General features: G+C 38.9%; 26 protein-coding genes, 1 tRNA gene and 1 pseudogene. 18 read left to right on the forward strand and 10 right to left on the reverse strand.

All coding sequences use genetic code 11. The features are described 5' to 3' along the window. The first annotated feature begins 26 nt into the window (after nt 1-26). Nucleotides 27-671: a DsbA family protein gene (locus PSE60_RS11150; RefSeq protein ID WP_210840313.1), complete on the forward strand. Its 645-nt coding sequence runs from the start codon at nt 27-29 to the stop codon at nt 669-671. 57 nt (nt 672-728) lie between these two features. Here the strand turns inward: PSE60_RS11150 and PSE60_RS11155 are convergent, their stop codons facing one another. Further along, on the reverse strand, nt 729-1,538 hold the full coding sequence (locus PSE60_RS11155) for an A24 family peptidase (protein ID WP_336298611.1): 810 nt from the start codon (nt 1,536-1,538) through the stop codon (nt 729-731). A 279-nt stretch (nt 1,539-1,817) separates the two neighbouring features. Between PSE60_RS11155 and rsmE the strand changes: the two genes are divergently transcribed. The 9 genes from rsmE to hemW all read left to right on the forward strand — a co-directional run bounded on the left by rsmE (nt 1,818) and on the right by hemW (nt 8,642). Further along, complete coding sequence (gene rsmE, locus PSE60_RS11160) at nt 1,818-2,549, forward strand: 16S rRNA (uracil(1498)-N(3))-methyltransferase (RefSeq protein WP_272665460.1); 732 nt, start codon at nt 1,818-1,820, stop codon at nt 2,547-2,549. A 9-nt stretch (nt 2,550-2,558) separates the two neighbouring features. Next, nucleotides 2,559-3,506 (forward strand): glutathione synthase, encoded by a 948-nt coding sequence (gene gshB, locus PSE60_RS11165; RefSeq protein WP_272665463.1) that lies wholly within the window; start codon nt 2,559-2,561, stop codon nt 3,504-3,506. Between the two features lie 132 nt (nt 3,507-3,638). After that, a complete protein-coding gene (locus PSE60_RS11170) occupies nt 3,639-4,202 on the forward strand; it encodes a YqgE/AlgH family protein (RefSeq protein WP_272665464.1) in 564 nt (187 codons plus the stop codon). After that, nucleotides 4,202-4,621, forward strand: a complete 420-nt coding sequence (gene ruvX / locus PSE60_RS11175) for a Holliday junction resolvase RuvX (protein WP_004914142.1) — start codon at nt 4,202-4,204, stop codon at nt 4,619-4,621. Before PSE60_RS11170 ends, ruvX begins: the two co-directional genes overlap by 1 nt. 146 nt (nt 4,622-4,767) lie before the next feature. Continuing rightward, nucleotides 4,768-5,460, forward strand: coding sequence for a YggS family pyridoxal phosphate-dependent enzyme (locus PSE60_RS11180; RefSeq protein ID WP_247605313.1), 693 nt, complete (start codon nt 4,768-4,770; stop codon nt 5,458-5,460). Between the two features lie 14 nt (nt 5,461-5,474). Beyond that, nucleotides 5,475-6,296, forward strand: a complete 822-nt coding sequence (gene proC / locus PSE60_RS11185; protein ID WP_272665465.1) for a pyrroline-5-carboxylate reductase — start codon at nt 5,475-5,477, stop codon at nt 6,294-6,296. A 19-nt stretch (nt 6,297-6,315) separates the two neighbouring features. Beyond that, entirely contained in the window at nt 6,316-6,900 is a 585-nt protein-coding gene (locus tag PSE60_RS11190) for a YggT family protein (RefSeq protein ID WP_210836982.1), read from the forward strand. A gap of 16 nt (nt 6,901-6,916) precedes the next feature. Next, on the forward strand, nt 6,917-7,510 hold the full coding sequence (gene rdgB / locus PSE60_RS11195) for an RdgB/HAM1 family non-canonical purine NTP pyrophosphatase (RefSeq protein WP_109911961.1): 594 nt from the start codon (nt 6,917-6,919) through the stop codon (nt 7,508-7,510). Further along, nucleotides 7,503-8,642, forward strand: coding sequence for a radical SAM family heme chaperone HemW (hemW, locus tag PSE60_RS11200; RefSeq protein ID WP_210836980.1), 1,140 nt, complete (start codon nt 7,503-7,505; stop codon nt 8,640-8,642). Before rdgB ends, hemW begins: the two co-directional genes overlap by 8 nt. A 160-nt stretch (nt 8,643-8,802) precedes the next feature. Here the strand turns inward: hemW and PSE60_RS11205 are convergent, their stop codons facing one another. From PSE60_RS11205 to trmB, 5 genes are all read right to left on the reverse strand, one after another. Then, a complete protein-coding gene (locus tag PSE60_RS11205) occupies nt 8,803-9,753 on the reverse strand; it encodes a siderophore ABC transporter substrate-binding protein (protein WP_272665468.1) in 951 nt (316 codons plus the stop codon). A 211-nt stretch (nt 9,754-9,964) separates the two neighbouring features. Then, nucleotides 9,965-10,696, reverse strand: coding sequence for a DUF2884 domain-containing protein (locus PSE60_RS11210; protein WP_210836978.1), 732 nt, complete (start codon nt 10,694-10,696; stop codon nt 9,965-9,967). A 23-nt stretch (nt 10,697-10,719) separates the two neighbouring features. Then, nucleotides 10,720-11,646, reverse strand: a complete 927-nt coding sequence (glsB, locus tag PSE60_RS11215; RefSeq protein ID WP_210836977.1) for a glutaminase B — start codon at nt 11,644-11,646, stop codon at nt 10,720-10,722. 110 nt (nt 11,647-11,756) lie between these two features. Beyond that, nucleotides 11,757-12,089: a YggL family protein gene (locus PSE60_RS11220; RefSeq protein WP_115166698.1), complete on the reverse strand. Its 333-nt coding sequence runs from the start codon at nt 12,087-12,089 to the stop codon at nt 11,757-11,759. Beyond that, nucleotides 12,089-12,808 (reverse strand): tRNA (guanosine(46)-N7)-methyltransferase TrmB, encoded by a 720-nt coding sequence (gene trmB / locus PSE60_RS11225; protein ID WP_109911959.1) that lies wholly within the window; start codon nt 12,806-12,808, stop codon nt 12,089-12,091. Before trmB ends, PSE60_RS11220 begins: the two co-directional genes overlap by 1 nt. A 289-nt stretch (nt 12,809-13,097) precedes the next feature. Here trmB and mutY point away from each other — a divergent pair, with 289 nt between their 5' ends. The 6 genes and pseudogenes from mutY (at nt 13,098) to PSE60_RS11255 (ending at nt 17,981) form a co-directional block, all read left to right on the forward strand. Continuing rightward, nucleotides 13,098-14,150: an A/G-specific adenine glycosylase gene (gene mutY, locus PSE60_RS11230; protein ID WP_272665471.1), complete on the forward strand. Its 1,053-nt coding sequence runs from the start codon at nt 13,098-13,100 to the stop codon at nt 14,148-14,150. Between the two features lie 10 nt (nt 14,151-14,160). Next, nucleotides 14,161-14,430, forward strand: coding sequence for an oxidative damage protection protein (locus PSE60_RS11235; protein ID WP_198641881.1), 270 nt, complete (start codon nt 14,161-14,163; stop codon nt 14,428-14,430). A gap of 54 nt (nt 14,431-14,484) precedes the next feature. Then, a complete protein-coding gene (mltC, locus tag PSE60_RS11240) occupies nt 14,485-15,558 on the forward strand; it encodes a membrane-bound lytic murein transglycosylase MltC (protein WP_109911957.1) in 1,074 nt (357 codons plus the stop codon). A gap of 186 nt (nt 15,559-15,744) precedes the next feature. Beyond that, nucleotides 15,745-15,820: transfer RNA gene (locus PSE60_RS11245), tRNA-Phe, on the forward strand. Between the two features lie 177 nt (nt 15,821-15,997). After that, a complete protein-coding gene (locus tag PSE60_RS11250) occupies nt 15,998-17,194 on the forward strand; it encodes a tyrosine-type recombinase/integrase (RefSeq protein WP_004908076.1) in 1,197 nt (398 codons plus the stop codon). Between the two features lie 201 nt (nt 17,195-17,395). Next, nucleotides 17,396-17,981 (forward strand): annotated as a pseudogene (locus tag PSE60_RS11255) (antirestriction protein ArdA). A gap of 317 nt (nt 17,982-18,298) precedes the next feature. Here PSE60_RS11255 and PSE60_RS11260 read toward each other — a convergent pair. The 3 genes from PSE60_RS11260 to PSE60_RS11270 form a co-directional block, all read right to left on the reverse strand. Further along, the gene (locus PSE60_RS11260; RefSeq protein WP_272665473.1) at nt 18,299-18,973 is read right to left on the reverse strand and encodes a hypothetical protein; all 675 of its coding nucleotides are present in this window, start codon (nt 18,971-18,973) and stop codon (nt 18,299-18,301) included. Between the two features lie 251 nt (nt 18,974-19,224). Further along, entirely contained in the window at nt 19,225-20,190 is a 966-nt protein-coding gene (locus PSE60_RS11265) for a hypothetical protein (RefSeq protein ID WP_272665474.1), read from the reverse strand. Nucleotides 20,191-20,287: 97 nt separating this feature from the next. Further along, nucleotides 20,288-21,214, reverse strand: a complete 927-nt coding sequence (locus PSE60_RS11270; RefSeq protein WP_109911636.1) for an SEL1-like repeat protein — start codon at nt 21,212-21,214, stop codon at nt 20,288-20,290. Between the two features lie 31 nt (nt 21,215-21,245). Here PSE60_RS11270 and PSE60_RS11275 point away from each other — a divergent pair, with 31 nt between their 5' ends. Continuing rightward, complete coding sequence (locus tag PSE60_RS11275; RefSeq protein ID WP_004908065.1) at nt 21,246-21,725, forward strand: Hcp family type VI secretion system effector; 480 nt, start codon at nt 21,246-21,248, stop codon at nt 21,723-21,725. Nucleotides 21,726-21,918: 193 nt separating this feature from the next. Here PSE60_RS11275 and PSE60_RS11280 read toward each other — a convergent pair whose 3' ends face one another. Then, on the reverse strand, nt 21,919-22,353 hold the full coding sequence (locus tag PSE60_RS11280) for a hypothetical protein (protein ID WP_238563127.1): 435 nt from the start codon (nt 22,351-22,353) through the stop codon (nt 21,919-21,921). Between the two features lie 440 nt (nt 22,354-22,793). Between PSE60_RS11280 and PSE60_RS11285 the strand changes: the two genes are divergently transcribed. Further along, nucleotides 22,794-23,294, forward strand: a complete 501-nt coding sequence (locus PSE60_RS11285) for a DUF3304 domain-containing protein (protein ID WP_004908061.1) — start codon at nt 22,794-22,796, stop codon at nt 23,292-23,294. Nucleotides 23,295-23,705 lie beyond the last annotated feature (411 nt).

The raw sequence follows: 23,705 nt of genomic DNA on the forward strand, positions 1-23,705 counted from the left end.
AAAAAGATCAAATAGAGAGAACGATTATGAGCAACATCACCCTACACTATATTTATGACCCTTATTGCGGCTGGTGCTACGCCGCTGCGCCTTTAATCGAAATTGCCAACCAACACCCAAGTATCAACATTGAAATGCATGGTGGTGGTATGTTAGCTGGCAATGCTCGCCTACATTTAGATGATAATTTTCGCCAATATATTCTGCAATCTGATAAGCGTATTGCATCCATGACAGGGCAAGTATTTGGTGATGACTATATAAAGATGCTACACGAACCTAATTTGGTTATGGACTCAACACCACCACAAACCGCTATATTGGCTGCAACCAAGCAAAGCAAAGGCTTTGAGATGCTTAAAGCCATCCAAAAAGCGCACTATATTTCAGGACGCCACATTAAAGATACTGCAGTGCTTCTTGACCTCGCTAAAGATATCGACCTTGATGTAACACAGTATGTGTCTGACTACAGCGAGTGCGAACAACATGAAACCGCCAATCATATCACAAGCAGTAAGGCACTATTAGCGCAGTCAGGGGCATCTGGTTTTCCAACTCTGTTAATACAACAACAGGGTAAATGGTTACGTGTTCCATTACAGAATTACCTCGGTGAGCCAAGTAAATGGCAGCAGTTTTTAGATTCTTTGGTAACCGCAGCGCCTTAATAATCACCCTTTTTAATAAGCCGCTTTTCAAATATACGCATAAGGTTGTCATTTAATTTAATATTCAATTATTGATAAATACAACCATGTGCTAGCACTAATAATTAATGCGGGGCCAAATGGAATCGTCTTCGCTGTTTTAGCTATTTGCACCCCAGATAATGCCTCTGTGTGGGCTAGATTTGCCAGTTGCTTCTTTGGGGATATTTTAGGCAATAGCCCATACGTTACCCAATATTGTAATAGCCCCAGCCCTGCGGCAGTGCCCAAAAAGTAAGGTAACTCCCAAACTCCAAGCCAGGCCGAACAAGCTGCAACGAGTTTAAAATCCCCTCTCCCCATTTGTGGTTGATAAGTTTGTTTCTCAACCAATGTAACCACCATTAACATCACTAAGTAACTGATCAGTACTGCATAAATAGCTGAGACTACATTCCCACTTGGTAAGTGAATTTGATATAGCACCCCTAACCATAATAATGGGTACGTAAGAATATCAGGGAGATAACCTATTTTATTATCAATGATAAATAATGGTGTTATTAGATTAATATATAATGTTAAAAACAAAATAATACGTAAATTATTAGATGAATAATAAATTACAAAAATTAGCGCACTATATATTAGAAGTAAAACGGTATTTTTAATAATAATTTTGGATTTATCAAAATGGACAACCGGTAAATAAATAAGTAGTTTTTTAGTCGTAAAAAAGGATATTAACAGCATAAATAAAGAAAATAAAATACAAACAAAATCAATAATATTGATAGATTTATCATTTTGACATGATAATGTAAATTGCTCAGACGGCGAAATAATAGATATAACCGATGATATTAAAGTACAGAGTAACTCCCTCATATTAACTCCTTATTCCTTTATGGAGATAAAAATAAATATACTGTGAATTTCTGCTATCCCCAACACTTTAATTCCGTTGAGTAGAGTCGGTTTATTCGAATATCATGATCTTCTCGTTTACTTTCATCACTGTTTAAGATGTCACTTATGGCACAGACATACTATAAAAGGTCACTATTTCGTTATAAACTAGGTAGCAGCGCTTGAGTTTAACAATTCAACCCCCATATTCATCAAAGTTATATTATTTATTAACCCAGTCGGTACTAAGGAAAAGCTATGCGCGTTCCACGCATTTATCACCCAGAGCCTCTTCAAATAAACACAACAATTTCTCTTGGTGATGATGCTGCAAACCATGTAGGTCGGGTACTACGCATGACTGCGGGCCAAAAACTCGAACTTTTTGATGGCAGCAATCAAACCTTTAGTGCTGAAATTACTGAAGCTACTAAAAAAAATGTATTCGTACACATTGAAAATAGCCAGATTGACGATAGAGAATCCCCTCTCGATTTACACCTCGGGCAGGTCATGTCTCGTGGGGAAAAAATGGAATTTACCATCCAAAAATCTGTCGAACTCGGAGTTAATACAATAACACCTTTGTTATCAGAACGTTGCGGTGTTCGCTTAGATGGCGAACGGCTCGAGAAAAAATTACTGCAATGGCAAAAAATTGCGATTGCCGCCTGTGAACAATGTGGCCGCAACCGAATTCCAGAAATTCGCCCAGTCCAAACCCTTGAAGCCTGGTGTGCGGAAAATGATGGTGCTTTTAAAGTCAATTTGCACCCAAGGGCAACAGAAAGTATTAATACGTTACCCACTGAACTGAAGAAAGTACGATTGTTGATTGGCCCTGAAGGTGGCTTGTCAGCAGACGAAATTGCCATGACAGCAAATTATCAATTTACCGATATACTGTTAGGGCCTCGAGTATTACGAACAGAAACGACTGCGCTAACCGCTATCACAGCACTACAAGTGCGCTTAGGTGATCTGGGGTAAGGAGAAAAAATGATCAAGCTCGGTATAGTGATGGATCCTATTTCATCCATCAAAATCAAGAAAGACACCAGTTTTGCAATGATGCTGGAAGCTCAGCGTCGAGGTTATGAAATCCATTATATGGAAATGAATGACCTGTATTTACACCAAGGTGAAGCTCGCGCACAAACAAAAATCGTGACAGTCGAAGAAAACCCAGAAAAATGGTATGAATTTCATGGGGAACAAGACATCCCCCTAAGTTCACTTGATGCCATTTTAATGCGGAAAGACCCCCCATTTGATACTGAATTTATCTATGCGACTTATATTCTAGAAAGAGCAGAACAAGCTGGCACCTTAGTTGTGAATAAACCGCAAAGCCTACGTGACTGCAATGAAAAACTCTTTACAGCTTGGTTTGCTGAGTTAACACCGGACACATTGGTCACACGCAGCCCACAAAAGTTGAGAGAATTTCACCAAAAACATGGGGATGTTATATTCAAACCACTAGATGGTATGGGTGGTGCTTCGATTTTCCGTCTTAAACAAGATGACCCAAATGTGGGCGTAATCATCGAAACGTTAACGGAGCATAGTTCCCGTTACTGCATGGCACAAAACTTCCTACCCGCAATTAAAGATGGTGATAAACGTGTCTTGGTAGTGGATGGTGAACCTGTTCCTTATTGCTTAGCACGAATTCCAGCTCAAGGTGAAACCCGAGGTAACCTTGCAGCGGGTGGCCGTGGGGAAGCTCGTCCATTAAGTGAAAGTGACTGGGCCATTGCACGTGCCGTAGCGCCAACATTAAAAGAAAAAGGCTTAATTTTTGTTGGCCTTGATATCATTGGTGACCGTTTAACCGAAATTAACGTGACCAGCCCAACATGTGCGCGGGAAATTGAAGCCGCATTTGATATCTCCATTACAGGTATGTTAATGGATGCCATTGAACGCCGTCTCAATAAATAATTTATAGTGGTTTATCTTCACTGATGGCTTTTATTATTTTCACACAATAAAAGCCATCCGTTTTATTTACCACCTATAAGTTTGCCTTTTATTGTGTTCTCTCAATTGTTTTAAATTTGCTGGAGTCTAAGTTTGAATCTGCAAAACCATTTTCTTATCGCCATGCCATCCTTAACAGACCCTTATTTTGAGCAGTCGGTCGTTTATGTGTGTGAGCACAATGAAAAAGGGGCGATGGGGATTGTGATTAACAAGCCTATTGATGATTTTTCTGTCGATACGATGCTTAAAAAACTCGAAATTACGATTTCAGATAAAATTGATAATCGTAATTTAAAGAAACCTGTCATTGCGGGTGGTCCCGTGGCTGAAGAGCATGGGTTTATCTTACATACACCGATAAAAGGCTTTTTATCGAGTCTGCACTTAAATGATGAAGTGATGGTAACGACGTCAAAAGATATCTTAGAGACTTTAGGAGGTGAGCTATCCCCCGCAAACTCCTTAGTTGCGCTAGGTTATGCAAGCTGGGAACCTGGTCAACTTGAACGTGAAATCATGGAAAATAGCTGGTTAACCGTTGAAGCGTCTCCTGAGCTTATTTTTGACACACCAATTCATGAGCGCTGGACTGCTGCAGCGAAATTAATTGGTATTGATATTCATACTATTTCAATGCAAGCGGGGCATGCTTAATGTCTGGAAGAACTTTGTTAGCCTTTGATTTTGGGACCAAAAGTATCGGTGTGGCCGTTGGACAAGAAATTACAGGTACCGCACGACCATTAACCTCACTAAAAGCTAGTGACGGCCGCCCTGATTGGCAACAAATCGAAAAGTTACTTAAAGAATGGCAACCTCAGTTGGTTATTGTTGGCCTTCCCCTTAATATGGATGGTACCGAGCAACTGGTCACAAGCCAAGCCCGTAATTTTGCAAATCGAATTCATGGCCGTTTTGGTGTTAAAGTCGAATTACATGATGAACGTCTTTCCACTGTTGAAGCAAAGGCAGGCCTTTTTGAACAAGGTGGTTATCGAGCTTTGAGTAAAGGAAAAGTAGATTCTGCATCTGCTGTTGTGATCCTTGAAAGCTGGTTTGAGCAACATATTTAAATTTGCGTGAATTTGAGGTTATTTTTCGTCTTAACCTCATGCAAAGGTGCCGTTCTAACGTAATTTGCTTTACACTATGGTCTACAGTCGCTATTCATGTATGACATGAATAAAATAGTATTGAATAAACCATATTGAATAAAATAATGACCATTCAAAATAATATCTCTGATGTTACAGCGCGTATTCATCATGCCGCAGTAGAATGTCAGCGCTCACCACAAGACATTACCCTGTTGGCTGTCAGTAAAACCAAACCTTGTGAGGCTATTTTAGAAGCTATAGAGGCAGGTCAACGCCAGTTTGGTGAGAACTATGTGCAAGAGGGCGTTGAGAAAATTCAATATTTCTCTGATAGAAATGACTTAGTTTGGCATTTTATCGGCCCATTACAATCAAATAAAAGTCGCCTTGTCGCTGAGCACTTTGATTGGTTCCATACCTTAGACAGAGCAAAAATCGCTCAGCGCTTAAATGACCAACGTCCAAATGGAAAAGCGCCCCTCAATGTGCTAATTCAAATCAATATCAGCGATGAAAACAGTAAATCAGGTATAACGCTAGCAGAAGTTGCAGACCTTGCGGCACAAATCGCTACGATGCCAAACCTTGTGTTACGCGGCCTGATGACGATCCCTGCACCTGAAACGGATTATGAACGCCAATGTGCTGTGTTTCATCAAATGAATGAGGCATTTAAGCAATTGAAAACCACTTATCCCACTATTGACACGCTTTCAATGGGGATGACTGACGATATGCGTGCAGCAATCCATTGCGGCTCAACACTTGTTCGCATAGGAACCGCTATTTTTGGCGCTCGCCAATATCACCAATAAGATAGGAGAACAGAATGCAACATCGTAAAATTGCCTTCATCGGCGCCGGAAATATGGCTCACGCCATCATTGCTGGGCTGGTTAACCATGGTTACCCTGCATCGATGATCACGGTGTGCTCTCCTACACCTGTACGTCGAGACAAACTGGCCGAACATTATGGCATTATCAGCAGTAATGATAACTTGGCTGCAGTCAAAGCCGCTGAAGTCATTATCCTAGCGGTTAAACCACAAATGATGAAAGAAGTGTGTGAACCGCTGCAAAATGCCACAAACTTTAACCAAAAATTAGTACTGACTATCGCCGCGGGGATCCCCGCTGAGCGGTATAATGATTACTTTGCACACCAACTGAATTTAGTACGCATCATGCCAAATACACCATCGTTGGTGGGTAAAGGCGTTAGCGGGTTATTCGCTCAAGGGAAGGTTTCTGAACCGGACAAACAGTTTGCTCAAGAACTGATGCAAAGTGTTGGCTCCACGATTTGGTGCCAACAAGAGCAAGACATCAATAAGATTATTGCTATTACCGGTAGCTCCCCTGCCTATTTCTTTCTATTTATGGAATCAATGCAGCAAAAAACAGAACAACTCGGTTATGATAAGCAACAAGCTCGAGAGCTCGTTCTTAATGCAATTGAAGGGGCTGTAGAACTGGCTAAGTCACAAAGTGACACGGACTTTTCAGCTTTACGTGAACAAGTCACCTCTAAAGGCGGTACCACCGCGATGGCTTTAGAGCAATTTTATAATGGAAATCTTCCGCAAATTGTTGCCGATGCAATGCAAAGCGCAATAAACAGAGCAGAAGAAATGGAAAAACTTTTTTAAATTAATCGCGGAATTCGCCATGCAGACCTTAGTATTCGTCGTTACTACCCTGATCCAACTGTATATTTTTGTATTACTGCTGCGCGTATGGATGCAGTGGGTGCGTGCAGATTTTTATAATCCCTTTTCAAAATTTGTTGTTAAAGCAACACAACCTATCGTTGCACCATTGCGCCGAGTCATTCCTTCTTTTGGCGCGATAGATACCGCTTCAGTGGTTGTTGCGTTTGTTTTAGCCATTGCAGCCATTATCTTTGGTATGTGGGCAACTAACTTACTCCCTATTTTAGGGATAAGCATTTTACCTATGGGACTGATTTTATTATTAACCTATACCGGTAAATTAATTTTTTGGATGATTTTAATCCGTGCAATTCTAAGTTGGGTTAGCCAAGGCCGTAACCCTGTCGATTATTTATTATACCAATTAACCGAACCTTTAATGGCGCCAATCCGTCGTATCATTCCTGCTATGGGCGGGTTAGATTTCTCTGCAATGATTGTGATGTTTATTTTAATCGCATTGAATTACCTGCGTGTAGATATCTCACTGATGATTGACCCATCATTGACTGCAATGATGTATTCCATTGGTATTATGTAAAAACGAGTTTTAAATAATGCAAAAAGTTGTTTTAGCCACCGGTAACCCCGGAAAAGTGAATGAGTTAGCTGGCCTACTACGTGATTTTGGGATGGATATCGTCGCACAAACCTCATTAGGTGTTGAGTCCGCAGAAGAAACGGGCTTAACTTTTATTGAAAATGCGATCCTAAAAGCGCGTCATGCAGCGGCACAAACCGGGTTACCCGCAATTGCTGATGATTCAGGAATTTCCGTTGATGCCCTTGGTGGCGCACCGGGGATTTACTCTGCCCGCTACGCAGGTGAAGAAGCAACAGACGAGCAAAACCTAGTTAAGCTATTAGAAGCAATGAAAAATGTGCCTGACGACCAACGTCAGGCTCAGTTTAACTGTGTGTTAGTTTATTTGCGACATGCCGAAGACCCTACGCCATTAGTATTCCATGGCCGTTGGCACGGTATCATCACCCGTGAACGCAAAGGCCAAGGCGGCTTTGGTTATGACCCCATATTCTATGTTCCTGAATTAGGTTGTACCTCAGCAGAGTTAACTAAAGCGGAAAAGCAAGCCGTTTCACATCGTGGAAAAGCACTCACAATGATGTTGGATGCGCTAAAGAATGCTTAAATTACCCCCGCTGAGCCTGTATATCCATATCCCTTGGTGTGTACAAAAGTGCCCTTATTGTGACTTCAATTCACATACGCTTAAAGGTGAGATCCCTCAGCAAGAATATGTGGCGCACTTATTAGCCGATTTAGACACCGATGCAAAATTAGTTGCAGGACGTTCGGTGAAAACTATTTTTATTGGGGGCGGAACCCCCAGTTTATTAAGTGCTGAGTCAATGCAAGCTTTAATGGATGGCGTACGTCAGCGAATTGATTTAGACCCACATGCAGAAGTTACCATGGAAGCAAACCCTGGTACTGTTGAAGCTGGCCGTTTTGCAGGTTACCAAGCCGCAGGAATTAATCGTATTTCTATTGGCGTACAAAGCTTCGGTAACGATAAATTAATCACTTTAGGGCGTATTCATGGTGCTGATGAAGCGAAGCGCGCTGCTCAGTTGGCTAGTAATCTTAATTTAAGAAGCTTTAACCTCGATTTAATGCATGGGTTACCCGCGCAAACTCAAGTTGAAGGTTTATCTGATCTGCGCCAAGCTATTGAACTTGCCCCTCCGCACCTGTCTTGGTACCAACTCACTATTGAACCTAACACTCAATTTGGCTCACGCCCTCCGGTATTACCCGATGACGATACGCTGTGGGATATTTATACTGAAGGCCATAAATTATTGAGTGCGGCAGGTTACCAGCAATATGAAACATCCGCCTATGCTAAACCCGGTTACCAATGCCAACACAACCTCAATTACTGGCGCTTTGGTGACTATTTAGGCATCGGTTGCGGCGCTCATGGAAAAATTTCTTTTGAAGATGGTCAAATTTTACGAACCGTAAAAACAAAACATCCTCGAGGTTATATGGAGGGCCGTTATATACACCAATCCCATGACGTTGACGCTTCCGATAGACCATTTGAATATTTCATGAACCGCTTTCGCCTACTTGAAGCTATGCCACGCGCTGAATTTACCCAATATACAGGGTTGCCAGAATCAATCGTTAGAGCGGCTATTGATGAAGCTTTAGCTAAAGGCTATATCACAGAAACCGTGAATGAATGGCAGATTACAGAGCATGGAAAACTGTTTCTCAATTCTCTATTAGAGCTATTTTTAGGTGAAGAGTAACCGCTGTTCGGTTCATTTAGAAATTACTTCACTGATAAATTAGATGAAAGCCCACTTCAAACGAAGTGGGCTTTTGTTTAGAGATAAAAATGAAATAGACAAGAATAACAATTGAGGTAATACATATTGCCACCATCAATAAGACAGTGGCAGATATCTGTTATAGAGCATTCTCCACCGCATTAACTTGCTCTGTTAAGCTAACTAAACCACCACCTGACAAATACCATAAGTCAGATTGCAGGTAAGTAATTTTGCCATCTTTATAAGCTTTGGTTTCTTGAATGTTGCTATCTTCAAATACGGTTTTATCCAATTTACCTGCACCAATCGCTTCGCTACGGTCAACAATCAGGATCACATCTGGGTTAGCTTGAGCAATCGTTTTGGTATCTACAACACGGCGTTTGGCTTTATCTGCACTTTCATCAACCGGTAAGTCAGCGCGTTGTGCTTTCACAACGTTGTAAACAACAGCCTGGCTATTTGGAATTAATTTGCCGTCATTATGCATTAATACTAAAACTTTTTTATTGGAATCAGCCGCTTTCTTCTGGGCATCTGCGATGACTTTATCTAATTGGACTAACTGCTCATCAACCGCTTTTTGGTTACCATAGAGCTCACCAATTACACCAATGTTGGCTTTTACAGAATCAATATAGTGTTTGCTATCAGAGCCTAAATTGATGGTGGGTGCAATTTTTGATAACTCATCATAAGACTTACCTTGACGACCTGTGATCACAATCAGATCAGGTTTTAATTGCGCGATTTTGGCTAAATCAGGTTGTTTCATTCCACCTGCATTTTCCATTGATGCAGGAATACTGCCTTTTATATAAGCAGGAGCATTGCCAGTTGGTAGTGCAACAACCTTGTCACCTAAGCCGAGTTTTTGCATTGAGTCATAAACACCGAAATCAAACAGAACCACTTTTTGTGGCTTTTTCATGACTTCAGTTTCACCTGATAGGTGTTTGATCGTCACTTTTTCAACGCCTTGTGCTGTAACCGCATTTGGAGTGAAAGTGGTAGATTCAGCGCTAAGAGCAAAAGGCGCAGAGAATGACAACACAGAAACAAGCAGAGCAGGAATGAATTTTTTCATTTAAATGATCCCAATTTAGTCATTAAGCCAAACCCGCATTGTAAAGTGAGTGGCTTAGATGTCAATCAAATAAGAATCAATTTCATTTTCATTCCCATTAATGGAGTTAATATCACACAAATTGATGATAGCGATAATATGGATAAATAAAAAAACAGTAATGTACGAAAATACATTACTGTTCATAAGGTTATTATTGATTTTAAATCTATTAGTGACTTTTGATTGAATTAAGTAATGAGACGCGTTGTTGCTCTATTGAAGTCACTTTAGAACAAACTTGTTGGCCGAATTGCTGGAAGCTTTTCTCTTGTTTTTTCCATTCAGATTCGAGTTCTTGTTGTAACCCGCCTAAGTTACCTAGCATACCTTGTAACGCTTTATTGGCATCGCCACCCGATAATAATTGCTTACGTCCCATCTCGTTAATGCTGTCTTGTAAAATACCACCTAAGCTTTCATTGACTAACTCGCGCCCTTTCGTTTCAACCGTTTTCATGGCTTCATGGTGAAACACATAACCATTGGGACGAGTCTCAATAATTTGGTTGATTTGCCCATTAAGATCTTTTTCTAATTTTGTTAACCGGTTACGAATATTGCTATCGCTGCCAACCACTTTAACGACAACTTTGTCTATCGTTTCCCTTGAAGTTGATAATTTTTTTTCTGATTCTTGTTTTATCCAAGGTAAATCCTGACGAATATCGGCTTGGTAACGAATAGCTTGCTGTTTTTGCGCCTCTGTTGCAGCCACATTTTTACCGTTAAGTGTAATCTCACCGTTTGGCGTAATTTTTAAATCACCACTCGCACCAATAACTTGCACACTTTCGGGCGTCATAAAGATGTCATCCTTTGGCGTTACAGAACAGTTATAATCTGCAGCTTGGCTCGTCGCACAAGCAAGGAGTGAAAAAGCAATTAATGTACGGCGTAACATAAAATCTCCTAGTAGAGCATTAATTAAAAAACAGAACGCCCAATTCGTTTCGATAATAGCTCTAAAGCCGCACAGCCGACTAAAGAGTTCCCTGCCGAGTCTAGCTCAGGTGACCAAACCGCGACCGTAAATTGGTTTGGTACTACGCAGACAATACCCCCGCCAACGCCAGACTTGCCAGGCATTCCTATCCGAAATGCAAACTCACCAGAGCCGTCATACATACCACAAGTCATCATTAATGCATTGATTTGCCTTGATTGTAGTGGCGTGATGATGGGGTCAATAGAGCAAGATGACATTCCTTGCGATGTTAAATAGGAAAAACATCTCGCTAATTCAACACAGTTCATACTTAGAGAGCAATAATGAAAATAAGTTTCGAGAACCGTTAAAACATCATTTTCAAAATTCCCAAAGGATTTCATAAGATAAGCAATGGCCGCATTACGGCTGGCATGTTCGAGTTCTGAGCGAGCGACAACTGTGTCATAGCTAATGTCCGGTTCACAGGATAATTTCCGGACAAACTCCAACATACGCTGTTTTGGTGCGCTTAAGCGTGATTGCAGCATATCAGCGATAACAATGGCCCCCGCATTGATAAACGGGTTTCGAGGTATCCCCTTTTCCATTTCGATTTGAATTAGCGAATTAAAGGGTAGCCCGGAGGGTTCTTTACCTACGCGGCTCCAGATTTCCTCTTCTTCATAACGCGTCATTGCAAGCGTAAGGCTCAATACTTTTGAAATAGATTGAATTGAAAAGCGTTGGTAGGCATCACCCGCTGTAAAAATCTCACCATCGAGGGTGGATACCGCAATACCTAAATGATGGGAAGACACACAACCTAAAGCAGGAATATAATTTGCAACACAACCTTGCCCAATCAGTGGGCGAACTTGGTCTAGGATATCGTTGAGTAGCTGGTTAGAAAACATGGCGCTCAAAACGTTGACTCCAGATAGTATTTGCAACAGAAAATAAAGGCACCCAATTTTTGGATGCCTCTTCAAGCGACTGAAAGTTCAGTTTATTTATTGAGGTTAACTCAATAAAATTATTCTTCCCACCAAACATCAAAAAGCTCAGAAACGACGACGTCATTCATCCCTTTTGATTTTAGCCAGTTTTCAACAATTTGACGGTGCTCTTCGGTACATTTGCCAATTTTTTGTAGGCAAACGATCCCTTCCCAGCTCATATAGCCACTTGCTTCAAACGCTAAACCATTCGGTTCAATCGCTTCTGCAATCAGTTGGTCAACGGTGCTGTCAACTTCCTCAATCGGCGTACCTTCTTTAAAGCTCCACTTAACAGTAAAGCCTAACTCTTGGAACTCATCCAAGCGTAATTTTTTACGTAAACGACGACTACGTGGTTGTTTAGCCATTATTTGATCCTCTCAAACATTAAATCCCATACACCGTGCCCTAACCGCTGGCCCCGCTTTTCAAATTTTGTTTCTGGTCTTGTTTCTGGACGAGGAACGTAATCACCTGATGGCGATAAGTTTTTATACCCTTCGACACTCGTCATCACTTCAAGCATGTGCTCTGCATAAGGCTGCCAATCTGTTGCCATATGGAAAACACCACCGATAGCTAGTTTACTACGAATTTTTTCTGCAAACGGAACTTGCACAATACGGCGCTTATTGTGTTTCGCTTTATGCCATGGGTCAGGGAAAAATAACTGAACCATTTCAAGGCTTCCATTTGGGATCATGCAGTCTAAAACTTCTATTGCATCATGGCACATCACCCGTAAATTGGTGACATTTTCTTCTTTTGCTGATGCTAAACATGCGCCAACACCGGGAGCATGAACTTCGATACCTAAAAAGTTTTTATCTGCATTTTGAGATGCCATGGTCACCAATGAGGCGCCCATCCCAAACCCAATTTCCAAGGTAACTGGATTTGAGTTATTAAATACTTTGGCAAAATCAAAAGGCTCATTGATAAAATCGATGCCTTTTTCTGCCCATTCTTTTTCTAATGCGTCTTCCTGACGTTTTGTCAGACGCCCTTGACGGCGGACAAAACTACGGACTCGGCGCATAACCCGCCCATCTTCATTATATTCGGGGGAGATAACATTATTGATCATAATAAAGGTTCTAAAATGAATGCCCAATTAAGTTAATGTGCCAACAATCAAGTTTATAAGGTGATTGGTTACCAAACCTATCAGTTTACAGCCCTAATGCCCCAAGTTGCAGTGAATAACCTTACCCTTGAAGCATGATGGATATCGGAGTTTAGCAAAACTTCCACAAGGATGCAGTTGATAATTAGCTAACTTTACACTAAACAACACAATAGCGGTTTACAGCCCTCTTCGTCTATGTTGCAATTCCTGCCATCACTGGAAATATCAATAAAAAATAAAATTATCAATGGAAGCTCAACAATTTTCATCTGCAGTGCTTAACTGGTATCACAAATACGGTCGTAAAACGTTGCCATGGCAACAGGAAAAATCGTCCTACCATGTTTGGTTATCAGAAGTCATGCTGCAACAAACCCAAGTGAGTACTGTAATCCCCTATTTTGAGAAGTTTATCTCTCATTTTGAGGATGTTACCGCCCTTGCCAACGCACCTCTTGATGAAGTTTTACACCTATGGACAGGGCTCGGTTATTACGCTCGGGCTCGGAATCTCCATAAAGCCGCACAAGTGATTGCGACTCAATATGGTGGCTCATTTCCCACTACATTTGATGAAGTATTAGCGCTACCAGGCGTTGGCCGGTCCACAGCCGGGGCAATTTTGTCATTATCACAAAAACAGCATTATCCTATCTTAGATGGTAATGTTAAACGTGTATTAGCTCGAGCTTATGCGGTTGATGGTTGGCCGGGTAAAAAAGAAGTCGAAAATCGCTTGTGGGAAATCAGTACTGATGTCACGCCAAAAGAGGGAGTTGAATTTTTTAACCAAGCGATGATGGACTTAGGTGCGATGGTCTGTACTCGCAGTAAACCAAAATGTGAGCTGTGCCCACTTAATTTTGGCTGCATGGCCTATGCCAATCATTCATGGCAAAACTACCCAGGCAAAAAGCCTAAACAGAAAATTCCTGAAAAAAGTGCTTGGTTTCTAATTATGCAGCACGGTGATAGTGTGTGGTTAGAACAACGCCCACCATCCGGTATTTGGGGCGGGTTATTTGCCTTCCCACAATTTAATTCTTTAGAGCAACTCAATGACTGGCTGAATGAATCAGGCCTTGAACATACTCAATTAGAGCAATTAATTTCCTTCCGTCACACATTTAGCCATTTTCATTTAGATATTATCCCTGTAAAAGTTAACATTCAGGCATTTAATTCTGCCATGGATGAAGGCAAAGGACTCTGGTATAACTTACACTTAGGCGCAACTATCGGCCTTGCAGCCCCAGTTGAAAGTTTACTAAAACAGCTCGCCTTACTACCTGATATTTGAGGAAAAATTAATGAGTAGAACCATTTTTTGTACATTTTTACAACGTGATGCTGATGGGCAAGATTTTCAGCTTTACCCAGGTGAGTTAGGAAAACGTATTTTTAACGAGATTTCAAAAGAAGCGTGGAGTCAATGGATGACAAAGCAAACCATGCTTATTAATGAAAAGAAACTCAATACCATGAACCCTGACGACCGTAAAATGTTAGAACAAGAAATGATTAATTTCTTGTTTGAAGGCCATGATATCCATATTGATGGCTATACACCTGAAAAATAATCTGTTTGTCTACCTACTGAGTAGGTAGACTTTTGCCCCAAGACTGTGAATCGTATGAAAAAACTATTTGCGCTGAGTTTGTTAATTCCCTTAATTGTTTCTTGTTCTAGCAAGCAAAAATCTGACTTTAACCCTAATTATGTCAAAGATACCAATGGGTTCGATATATTAATGGGCCAATTTGCCCACAATATTGAGAATATCTGGGGCATTAAAGAAGTGTTAATTGCAGGCCCAAAAGACTACGTTAAATATACCGATGAATACCGAACTCGTAGCCATATTAATTTTGATGCGGGAACCATCACGGTTGAGACAATTTCAGCAATAGAACCTTCACAGCACCTAAAGAAAGCCATTGTCACCACCTTATTAATGGGCGATGATCCTAATTCCATTGACCTCTATTCTGACATTAATGATATTCCTCATAGCAAAGAACCCTTTTTATTTGGCCAAGTGCTAGATAACACAGGAGAAGCTATTCGTTGGGAATGGCGAGCCACAAAGTTTGCTGATTATCTGATAGAAAATAAAATGCAACGCCGGCAGTCTGGTATGAATATTGTTTGGTCAGTAACTATGCAACTAGTACCAAACCATTTGGATAAACGGGCTCATAAATATTTACCTTATATTAAAAAATCTTCAGCCAAATATGGTGTTGATGAATCATTAATCCTCGCTATCATGCAAATTGAATCAAGTTTCAACCCTTATGCGGTTAGCCGTTCTGATGCACTTGGTTTAATGCAGATAATGCCAAATACAGCAGGGAAAGATGTTTTCCGCTCACAAGGGAAATCCGGTGTACCTAGCCGTAGCTATTTATTTGACCCAGAGAAAAATATTGATACAGGTACTGCTTACTTAGCTATATTGCAAAACAGCTACTTAGGCGATATTCGTAACCAGACCTCACGCCGCTACGCGGTCATCACTGCCTATAATGGCGGAGCTGGTAGCGTATTACGTGTCTTCCACAGTGATAAAAAACAAGCCGCACAACGTATTAATAATTTAGAGCCTGGAGAAGTGTATGAAACTTTATCCACTAAACACCCAGCGGCTGAGTCACGTAATTATCTGATTAAAGTGAACAAAGCACAGAAAAATTATCTCCGCTAAAATTTTTCCAATATTGCATATGCCAGCCAAAATCGATTTTAAGGCTGGCATTTGTTATTAACCTTAATAATTTTATGTATATTCGATTAAAAACTGGCTAACATGTTGAAAAAAAGCGCATACAGTCAAAAGTTTATTGAAAGCGCCTTGACTCAACCAATGAAATCAGGTTTAATACGCTCCGTTGCCCGGATAGCTCAGTCGGTAGAGCAGGGGATTGAAAATCCCCGTGTCCTTGGTTCGATTCCGAGTCCGGGCACCACTTTCACTTCTACAGTGGTCTCCTCAAGTCAAGTAAACTCCTTTATATTCATTGAATTACCTTGTATTATCACTCGTCGAGCTCCACCGAACTCAACACGACTCAACTTAAATCAAGTGTCTGTTGGGGGCTTTTTTGGGGGCTCATCGTGTTCAATGTAATTTAGGGGCCCCCATTATGGCACTCAGCGCCCGGCAGATACAGACTGCCAAACCTAAAGACAAAGAGTATAAGCTCTCTGATGAGCGTGGGCTTTACCTTCTCGTTAAACCCAATGGTGCTCGTTACTGGCGAATGAAATATCGCTTCGCAGGTAAAGAGAAGAAATTATCGATTGGTGTATACCCTGATATTTCTCTTGCTGATGCACGAGTTAAACGTGATGAAGCCAGAAAGCTGTTAGCTGAAGGTAACGACCCGGCTGAACAAAAGAAGTTAGAAAAGCTCGCGAAAAAGATCACCGTAGAAAATACGTTTAAAGCGATTGCCATTGAATGGCATACTCATAAATCATCCGAATGGTCCGAAAACTACGCCGAAAGTGTTCTTGATGCTTTAGATAAAGATATCTTTCCTTATTTAGCTAAACGTCCTATTGCCGAGATCCTTCCACTAGAAATGTTAGAGATCTTACGGATGATTGAAAAGCGTGGCGCTTTAGAGAAAATGCGTAAGGTTAGGCAATTCTGTAATCAAATCTTTCGGTATGCGATTGCAACAGGACGAGCAACGGTAAATCCTGCTGCAGAGCTCACTGGAACGCTTAAGGCTCCGAAAACACAGCACTTCCCTCACCTAACGGCTCAAGAGCTTCCTGAATTATTACAGAAGCTTTCTGGGTATTCCGGTAGTCCTATAACCCGACTCGCAACAAAGTTATTACTGCTAACTGGGGTCAGAACCATTGAACTTAGAGCTGCTCACTGGAGTGAATTTGATTTTGATAATGTACTCTGGTTAATTCCCGAAGAAAGAATGAAGATGCGTCGACCACACTCTGTTCCTCTTTCCAAACAAGTGATTGAGATCTTAAAAGAGATACATGCTTTCACGGGCCAATATCAACTCGTTTTTCCGGGTCGATGCAACATCAATCAACCAATGAGTGAAGCCAGTATTAATATGGTATTAAAGCGAATTGGATATGATGGTAAGGCAACAGGACATGGCTTTCGCCACACCATGAGTACAATTTTACATGAGAAGGGATTTAATAGTGCATGGATTGAAACACAATTGGCACACAGGGATAAAAACTCTATTCGAGGAACCTATAACCATGCGCAATATTTGGAAGGAAGACGTGAAATGATGCAGTGGTATGCCGACTACATGGATTCTTTGGAAAGCCAGAGTAAAGCAATTTTAGAATAGCATATGCCTAAAACGTAATCATGATTACAATTTTATTGTAATGCATTTTAGTTTGTAATCCACACCCCACCAAAAGCAAGAACCTCTGTCCTGACGGACAGGGGCTTTTTTCGTTTTAACTAACATAAAAGAAAAAGAGATCCATTTCTCAAGATATCGCCATTAATTAAATCACAATACATCAATAAATAGGACATGAATATGCACATGACGCCAACAGCTTCCCCATGCCTAAAATCGGGGATTATCTCTGTTTTTATCACGAATTTAGGAAAATATAACGAAGGTGAACTAGTTGGCGAGTGGCTTAAGCTTCCGGCAACCTCAAAAGAGCTCTAACACTGTTTAGCCCGTATTGGTATTGATGGCATTCACTATGAAGAGTATTTCTTAACGGACTATGAATCCTCAATTGATGGCCTTTCCTCTTACATTTCAGAATACAGCCTTTTAGATGAGTTGAATGCGTTAGCGGCTCAATTAACCATGTTATCGCCTGATGAAATTGACCTTTATCAGGCAGCTATTGAAATCGGTTCTTCAGCGAATTCAATCCATGATTTAATTCATTTAGCCGATAATTTAGACTCTTTTCAGCTATTAGAGAATGTCAATAATGAATACGATTTAGGTTATTACTGGATAGAAGAAAGTGGTTGTTATGATTTAGCACAACTCGGTGACTTATCACACTACTTTGATTATGAATGCTATGGACGTGATGTTTGCCTTGAACACGGGGGAGTTTTTTACGGTGGGGGGATATGTTTATCATACGGGCGGATAGATAGGACAACAGAATGAGGGTAAAGCCGTTTTCCTCCCTTAGAGGGGGAGAATCAATGATGCAGTGGTATGCGGATTATATTGATGAGTTAGACACAATTCAAATTAAGCTTTGATTTAGCCGTCTTAATGAATATTCATTAAGACGGCTATTTTAAATTCTTTATTTTTACTTATAAACACCTACTCGAATAAAACGCTTAAACAAACAGATCAGTAATTTATTAGTTTGACCTAATATTCTAACTCAGATGATTGAAGTTAACTTTATTCACAATAAGTTAATTTTAAACGGATGATCTTTTTATAATATTGAGCTTATAAATCGAAAATTGAAAAAGGCACAGTAATCGCGTCACTAAATGCATCACCAATTGCACTAAAACTAAAATCTAACATATCTACTGTTAATTCAGCTGTATCCCAAGCTGTCCAACCTTGCTCATTCTGCACTATCTGCGAAAGCAGTGATTGCATCAAATGTAAATTAATGGGTAAGATTCGTATTTGTTTATCCGCTCTCTTATCATTGATATCATCAACTAATACAGCGCACCATCCAAATGGACTATCTCGATTTAAAAAATGATCACGACCAACCCAATGACCTAAAATATCTACACGATACCCTTTTTGCTCATTATCTTCGGTGTGTTTAGACGCAGTTAACCATAAATCATGAATTTGTTCTGAACTGATACGTTCCGGTGAAAGTAACTTTAGACGATATTTAGGAGACTGTGTCTTATTTTTTTTCTGAAAAAATGACCAGTGGCTAGGAATAAAATCATCAATATTTGTACTCTCTTTATTTGAGGTTATTGACAAAGGTAACCATCCATACTCACTTTGTAGGTTTCCGTACTCACTACGTCGTATCCAATGCCCCTGCTCGTCTAGCCTAAAACCTTTAATTTCATTGATATGTGACGTGAATAAAGCTTTTTCCCAAAGATTATCAATATCTTGTTCTGAAAATGAGTCATTATTCATAACAGTTCCTTTGTTTTAAGATTAATAGAAAAGGATTTACGCTGTTTTATTCTCGCCATCAACACAAATCGTAACCATGTTATCACTCCGTACTTATTAAATTACCCTATCTATCCTTAATAGGATTGCATCAAAAAATTCAAACCTTCAAATTTCGATTTAATCTTATCCTTTTTAGCATCTATGCGAACTCTTGTAACAACGTAATTAAATACCGTAATATTACAAGTTGGATCAAATGATAATGTATGCTAATTTTTATACTTATTGATTAAATGACTAATTTCAGCGACAAAAGCATCATCACTAGCGCTATTACTTGGACTGGCGGCTAACGTAATCAATGGTCCTAATTCCTCTTCAACAAAATAATATGCCATGGTTATCTGACTTTTATCCATCGCGTCATAGACGGCGCGATTTTTATTCTTCAGTCGCCGTGTAGCTTCCGACATTTTTTCTATAGTTCCGTAACTGTATATTACGGTCGCCACGATAACCGCTCGACTAATCACTGTTTTTGGTCTGACAGGTTTAAAAAATGATCTGTGCTTTAAAACGATAGATTCGACAATTTTAGTTATTATCGCCGCCACAATAAATTTTCGAATAGTCGATTCAGCCAACAAACCAGGAGTGCTTTCTATAACAAAATTTTTAAATGACTTATCAATGCCACCTCGAATATCAGGAAGATCAACTACGTTCGAGACTTTATTTATATTTGATAAGTTTTGAACTGTATTAATATAATTTGATAGCTTTTGCTTTCTAGCTGGAGTCATATTTTTTATGATTTCTCCAAAAATAATATTAATAACCTCAGAAAAATTCGTATAAGGATCATGAATAAATCGCAATAAATAAACCGCTTCAATATTTTCTTGCATAACACGAGGATTTCGGGCAATACGAGATTTAAGAAGAAAGCTCATTCCCATAATTTGAGGTGGGAAAACGCCCAAATACACCGCAGTATCTTCTATTCTTTTTACGCCTTTAGCTGATGTTACCCCATAGTCTTCTACTCTTTTTACCCAAGGATTATTTAATGCATTTTCAACAGAAGGAGAATCTCCCTCACATCGATAATAAATAGACTCATCTAGCCCTGTTGGCGGTAAACATTCTTTTGAACGATTATGGGCATTTTTCAGCTCTCGCTCTATTTTTCGAAAAATAGCGAATCGCTTTTCCGTGGCTTCATTTGCATCCATGACTTCACCGTTGTGACAATAAAACCATTCTAAATCACTACATTGCATATCAATATCCTTATTTTAAATCCAGCTACGTTGATATCAATAAATATAATTACTGCTTACATTTGTTTATAAACTTCTTTTTTAAGAAATCGATTCGTAGTTGTGCATCCGTATAACCTAGTTGATATGCTTTTTCATATAATTCAATGGCTTTAGCATAACTTTGCTTCACGCCCAATCCCTCTTCATACATTAAGCCTAAATCAATAAGGCCAGTTATACTATTATAACGAGCGGCTTTTTCAAAAAAGTTAACCGATTTTTGGTAATCTATTTCAACTCCTAGTCCATGCTTATATAGTAAACCCATATAATTCATAGCTTCAGGATCTTCCTTTAATATCGCAATATTATACAACTCCATCGCTTTTTTATAGTCACTCATCTCGCCATATAGAGTAGCCAACCTAGTGATTGCGGTATCATTTCCCATTTGGATCGCTTCTTTATACCATTTTTCAGCTAATTCCATATTTTGTTCAACGCCATAACCATCAAAATACAAATCTCCTAGACTCATCATGGCATTACTGGAATGGCTTATATTAACTGCTGATTCAAACAGTTCCTTCGCACGAATATAATCACCATTATTTCGATATAATATTCCTAAGTTATAGCGTGCTGATGGTGAACCAAGGTTAATTGCCTTTTGATAAAGACCTATCGCTTCCTCTTTTTTTCCTTGCTCCCCTTTTAATCTCGCTAAAAGATTAAACCCCTCTTTATTATTTTGTTTCACTAAGCGTTGATATATTTTTTCAGCTTCAGGGATATTTTTTTCAACCCCCACTCCCCGCTCATAAAAATACCCCATGGTCATCAATGCATTCTCATCACCACTCGATGCTAATTTCTGACAAATAGTAAAGCTTTTTGCATCAGCAACGCATTCTTCAACTGAAGTTGCATAGGAAAAAGTTGGCTTACATAAACATAGGAATAACGTGACAAACATAAATTTATTATTTAGCATAACTTAAATCTTCCTACAAATGGACTTACTAATGGCTAATTTAATCTATTTAACACTAGAAGGGAAACAGCAAGGTCTGATTTCTCGGGGTTGTGGAACATTAGATTCCATCGGCAATCGTTATCAAACAGGTAAGAAAGATGTAATATTCGTCACAGAATTAAACTTTTCAGTATCTAGAGCCCAAAATTTAGCACATCAACCTATCGAATTTACAAAGCTTGTTGATAAGTCATCGCCTCTTTTACTTGTTGCAGTTTCAAATAATGAGCCTCTTAATTTACTTTTCGAGTATTACCGCACCGCGCAAAATGGTGGGATAGAAAAATACTTCACAGTAAAATTAAATGACGCTTATATTATTGATTACACACATCAGTGCCCAAATAACATCTTACGTAATGATATTGAGCCAGAAGAACGGTTAACAATCAGATATCGTGATATCACAACATCTCAAATTATGGCTGGAACGTCTGGGTATAGTATCTCTAACGAGAGTGTGGTTTAAGAATTTTTATGGCGGATATCAATGTATGTTGAGAGTTGAATCCGCTTTTAAAATACAGTACGCGCATACTGGGTATTATTAAGATTTTTATATTGACCGAGTACATTTTACCAACTTGTTCTTCTCTATCTGGATCTGAGTAGCCTATCCTTATTACTAGAAAATAAATAATACACATATTTATCTTGATAGATTATTTTTTCGCACAAGAATTTTTAATTGATAAATCTCCACTGTACACTAATCCTAACGACCGTGCTTTCTGCCTTATTCCATCTTGAGTTCGACCATTAAGTTGCTTCTTAACACTAGTCCCTTCTGTACCGTAATCCCTTTTTAAAATATCAATTTCCCACTGTCGCCACCGACGCTGACTAAGTAATCCCATACTTTCAGCCATCGCAAATATGGCCCGTTTAGAGCGGTGAGGTAAATGCTTTCGTAATACATTAATTCCATCTCCTCTCAAATAGGAAATAGAAATTAGCTGTTTTTCTTCTTCAGTCCAAGGAAGTTGCCGGAATTGTTTGCATCCACTTTTTTTTGCTTGTAGACGTATCGCAGCAGCTGTACGGCCTAACTTATTTGCAATATCTTGTGTTTTTTTCTTCCCGTAGTGTTTTTCCACATAACGTATTTCTTTCAAAGACCAAGACGCTCGATGATTTCGGCAGTTATGCGTTTTTTCTATTTGATTTTTATTCATAATTTTTCTAAAACCAATAAATGATAACAAACTGAAGGTAACCATACAGTTATTTTTTAATACAATTATCTTAATCTCTTTCAGTATATTTTTACTTACTATAAAAACGTAATAAGTAACAAAATATTTTGGTTTTGTAAATTATAAAAATTTATCTTTTACCTCATAAATGCCATCAATTACTACAATAAAGAGTTAATTGTTATTTTGTTAAAAATTTTCGTATTATGTACAAAAGTTGTTGTATTTTAATTTAGTTTAATTCTAGAATTAAACTAAATATCTTTTAACTTATCTTTTATTATATAAACTTCTGCATTCTCAAAGCTATCATTCGCTTATTGGTAAAGGACTTTACTAGCATGATTATTAAAGGAATAATATTTATTTTCATCCTGAATTTAGGTTTACTAAGTTATCTGCTTTATCCTCAAAGCTCAATCCAAACAGGTAGAATTTATGGTGTAAATCATGTGAGTGGTACTCATATGCAATGGTTTACTGTAAATAGCCTCATAGGTTTTGATGTACTAGGAGAATGTTGCTCATTTATTCCTAATTCTTGGAAAATTGGTGAAACACTTTCCGTTGAATGGCAAGTAGTAAATGATCCGCCTATAATAAAGGAAGTGAATTTTTCTGAATCAATTTCACCCACTATTCTTCCAGCGAACCAAATCAAGTTATTTAGAAAGAAAGTAAAACTTCCCAGTTATTCTGATTCATGTAATTTACAGTTTCATTTCTTACCGTGTGAGGAGATAATTATTATACCATCATGCCAAAATTTAAATTTTCCTCCCCTATCAATACAGGAGCCTTTAGATAGAATACCCCATGAATGTCATATAAGCCTACAATAAGATAAATCTAATTTTTATTGGATAACATTAAATAGGTAATAATATTAAATTATTCAACAAAAACGTGTCAATATGTAACATATTGTAAATAAATAGATTCACATCACAGACTTTTTATATTTATTTCACTAATCCACATTCTTTGTCATGTTAAAAATACCTATAGCCCATATTGTAAGAATAAAAATAACGACCATAGAAACTGTAAATACACTTTAAATGATTAGCGGCAGCAATAAACATCAAAAAGCAACTATAGATAGAGTCGATTTATAAAGCCAATATCACAAAATCATATTTAGATAACAATTTACTTGTTGATCCTAAGTTAAATTTGTATATCATAAAAAAACTGAAAAAATAAAATATACAAATTGCTCGTTTAAACACCTTACTGGGAAAGAAAATCCT

The organism is Providencia sp. PROV174 (assembly GCF_028480685.1).
GTDB classification, from domain to species: Bacteria; Pseudomonadota; Gammaproteobacteria; order Enterobacterales; family Enterobacteriaceae; genus Providencia; species Providencia rettgeri.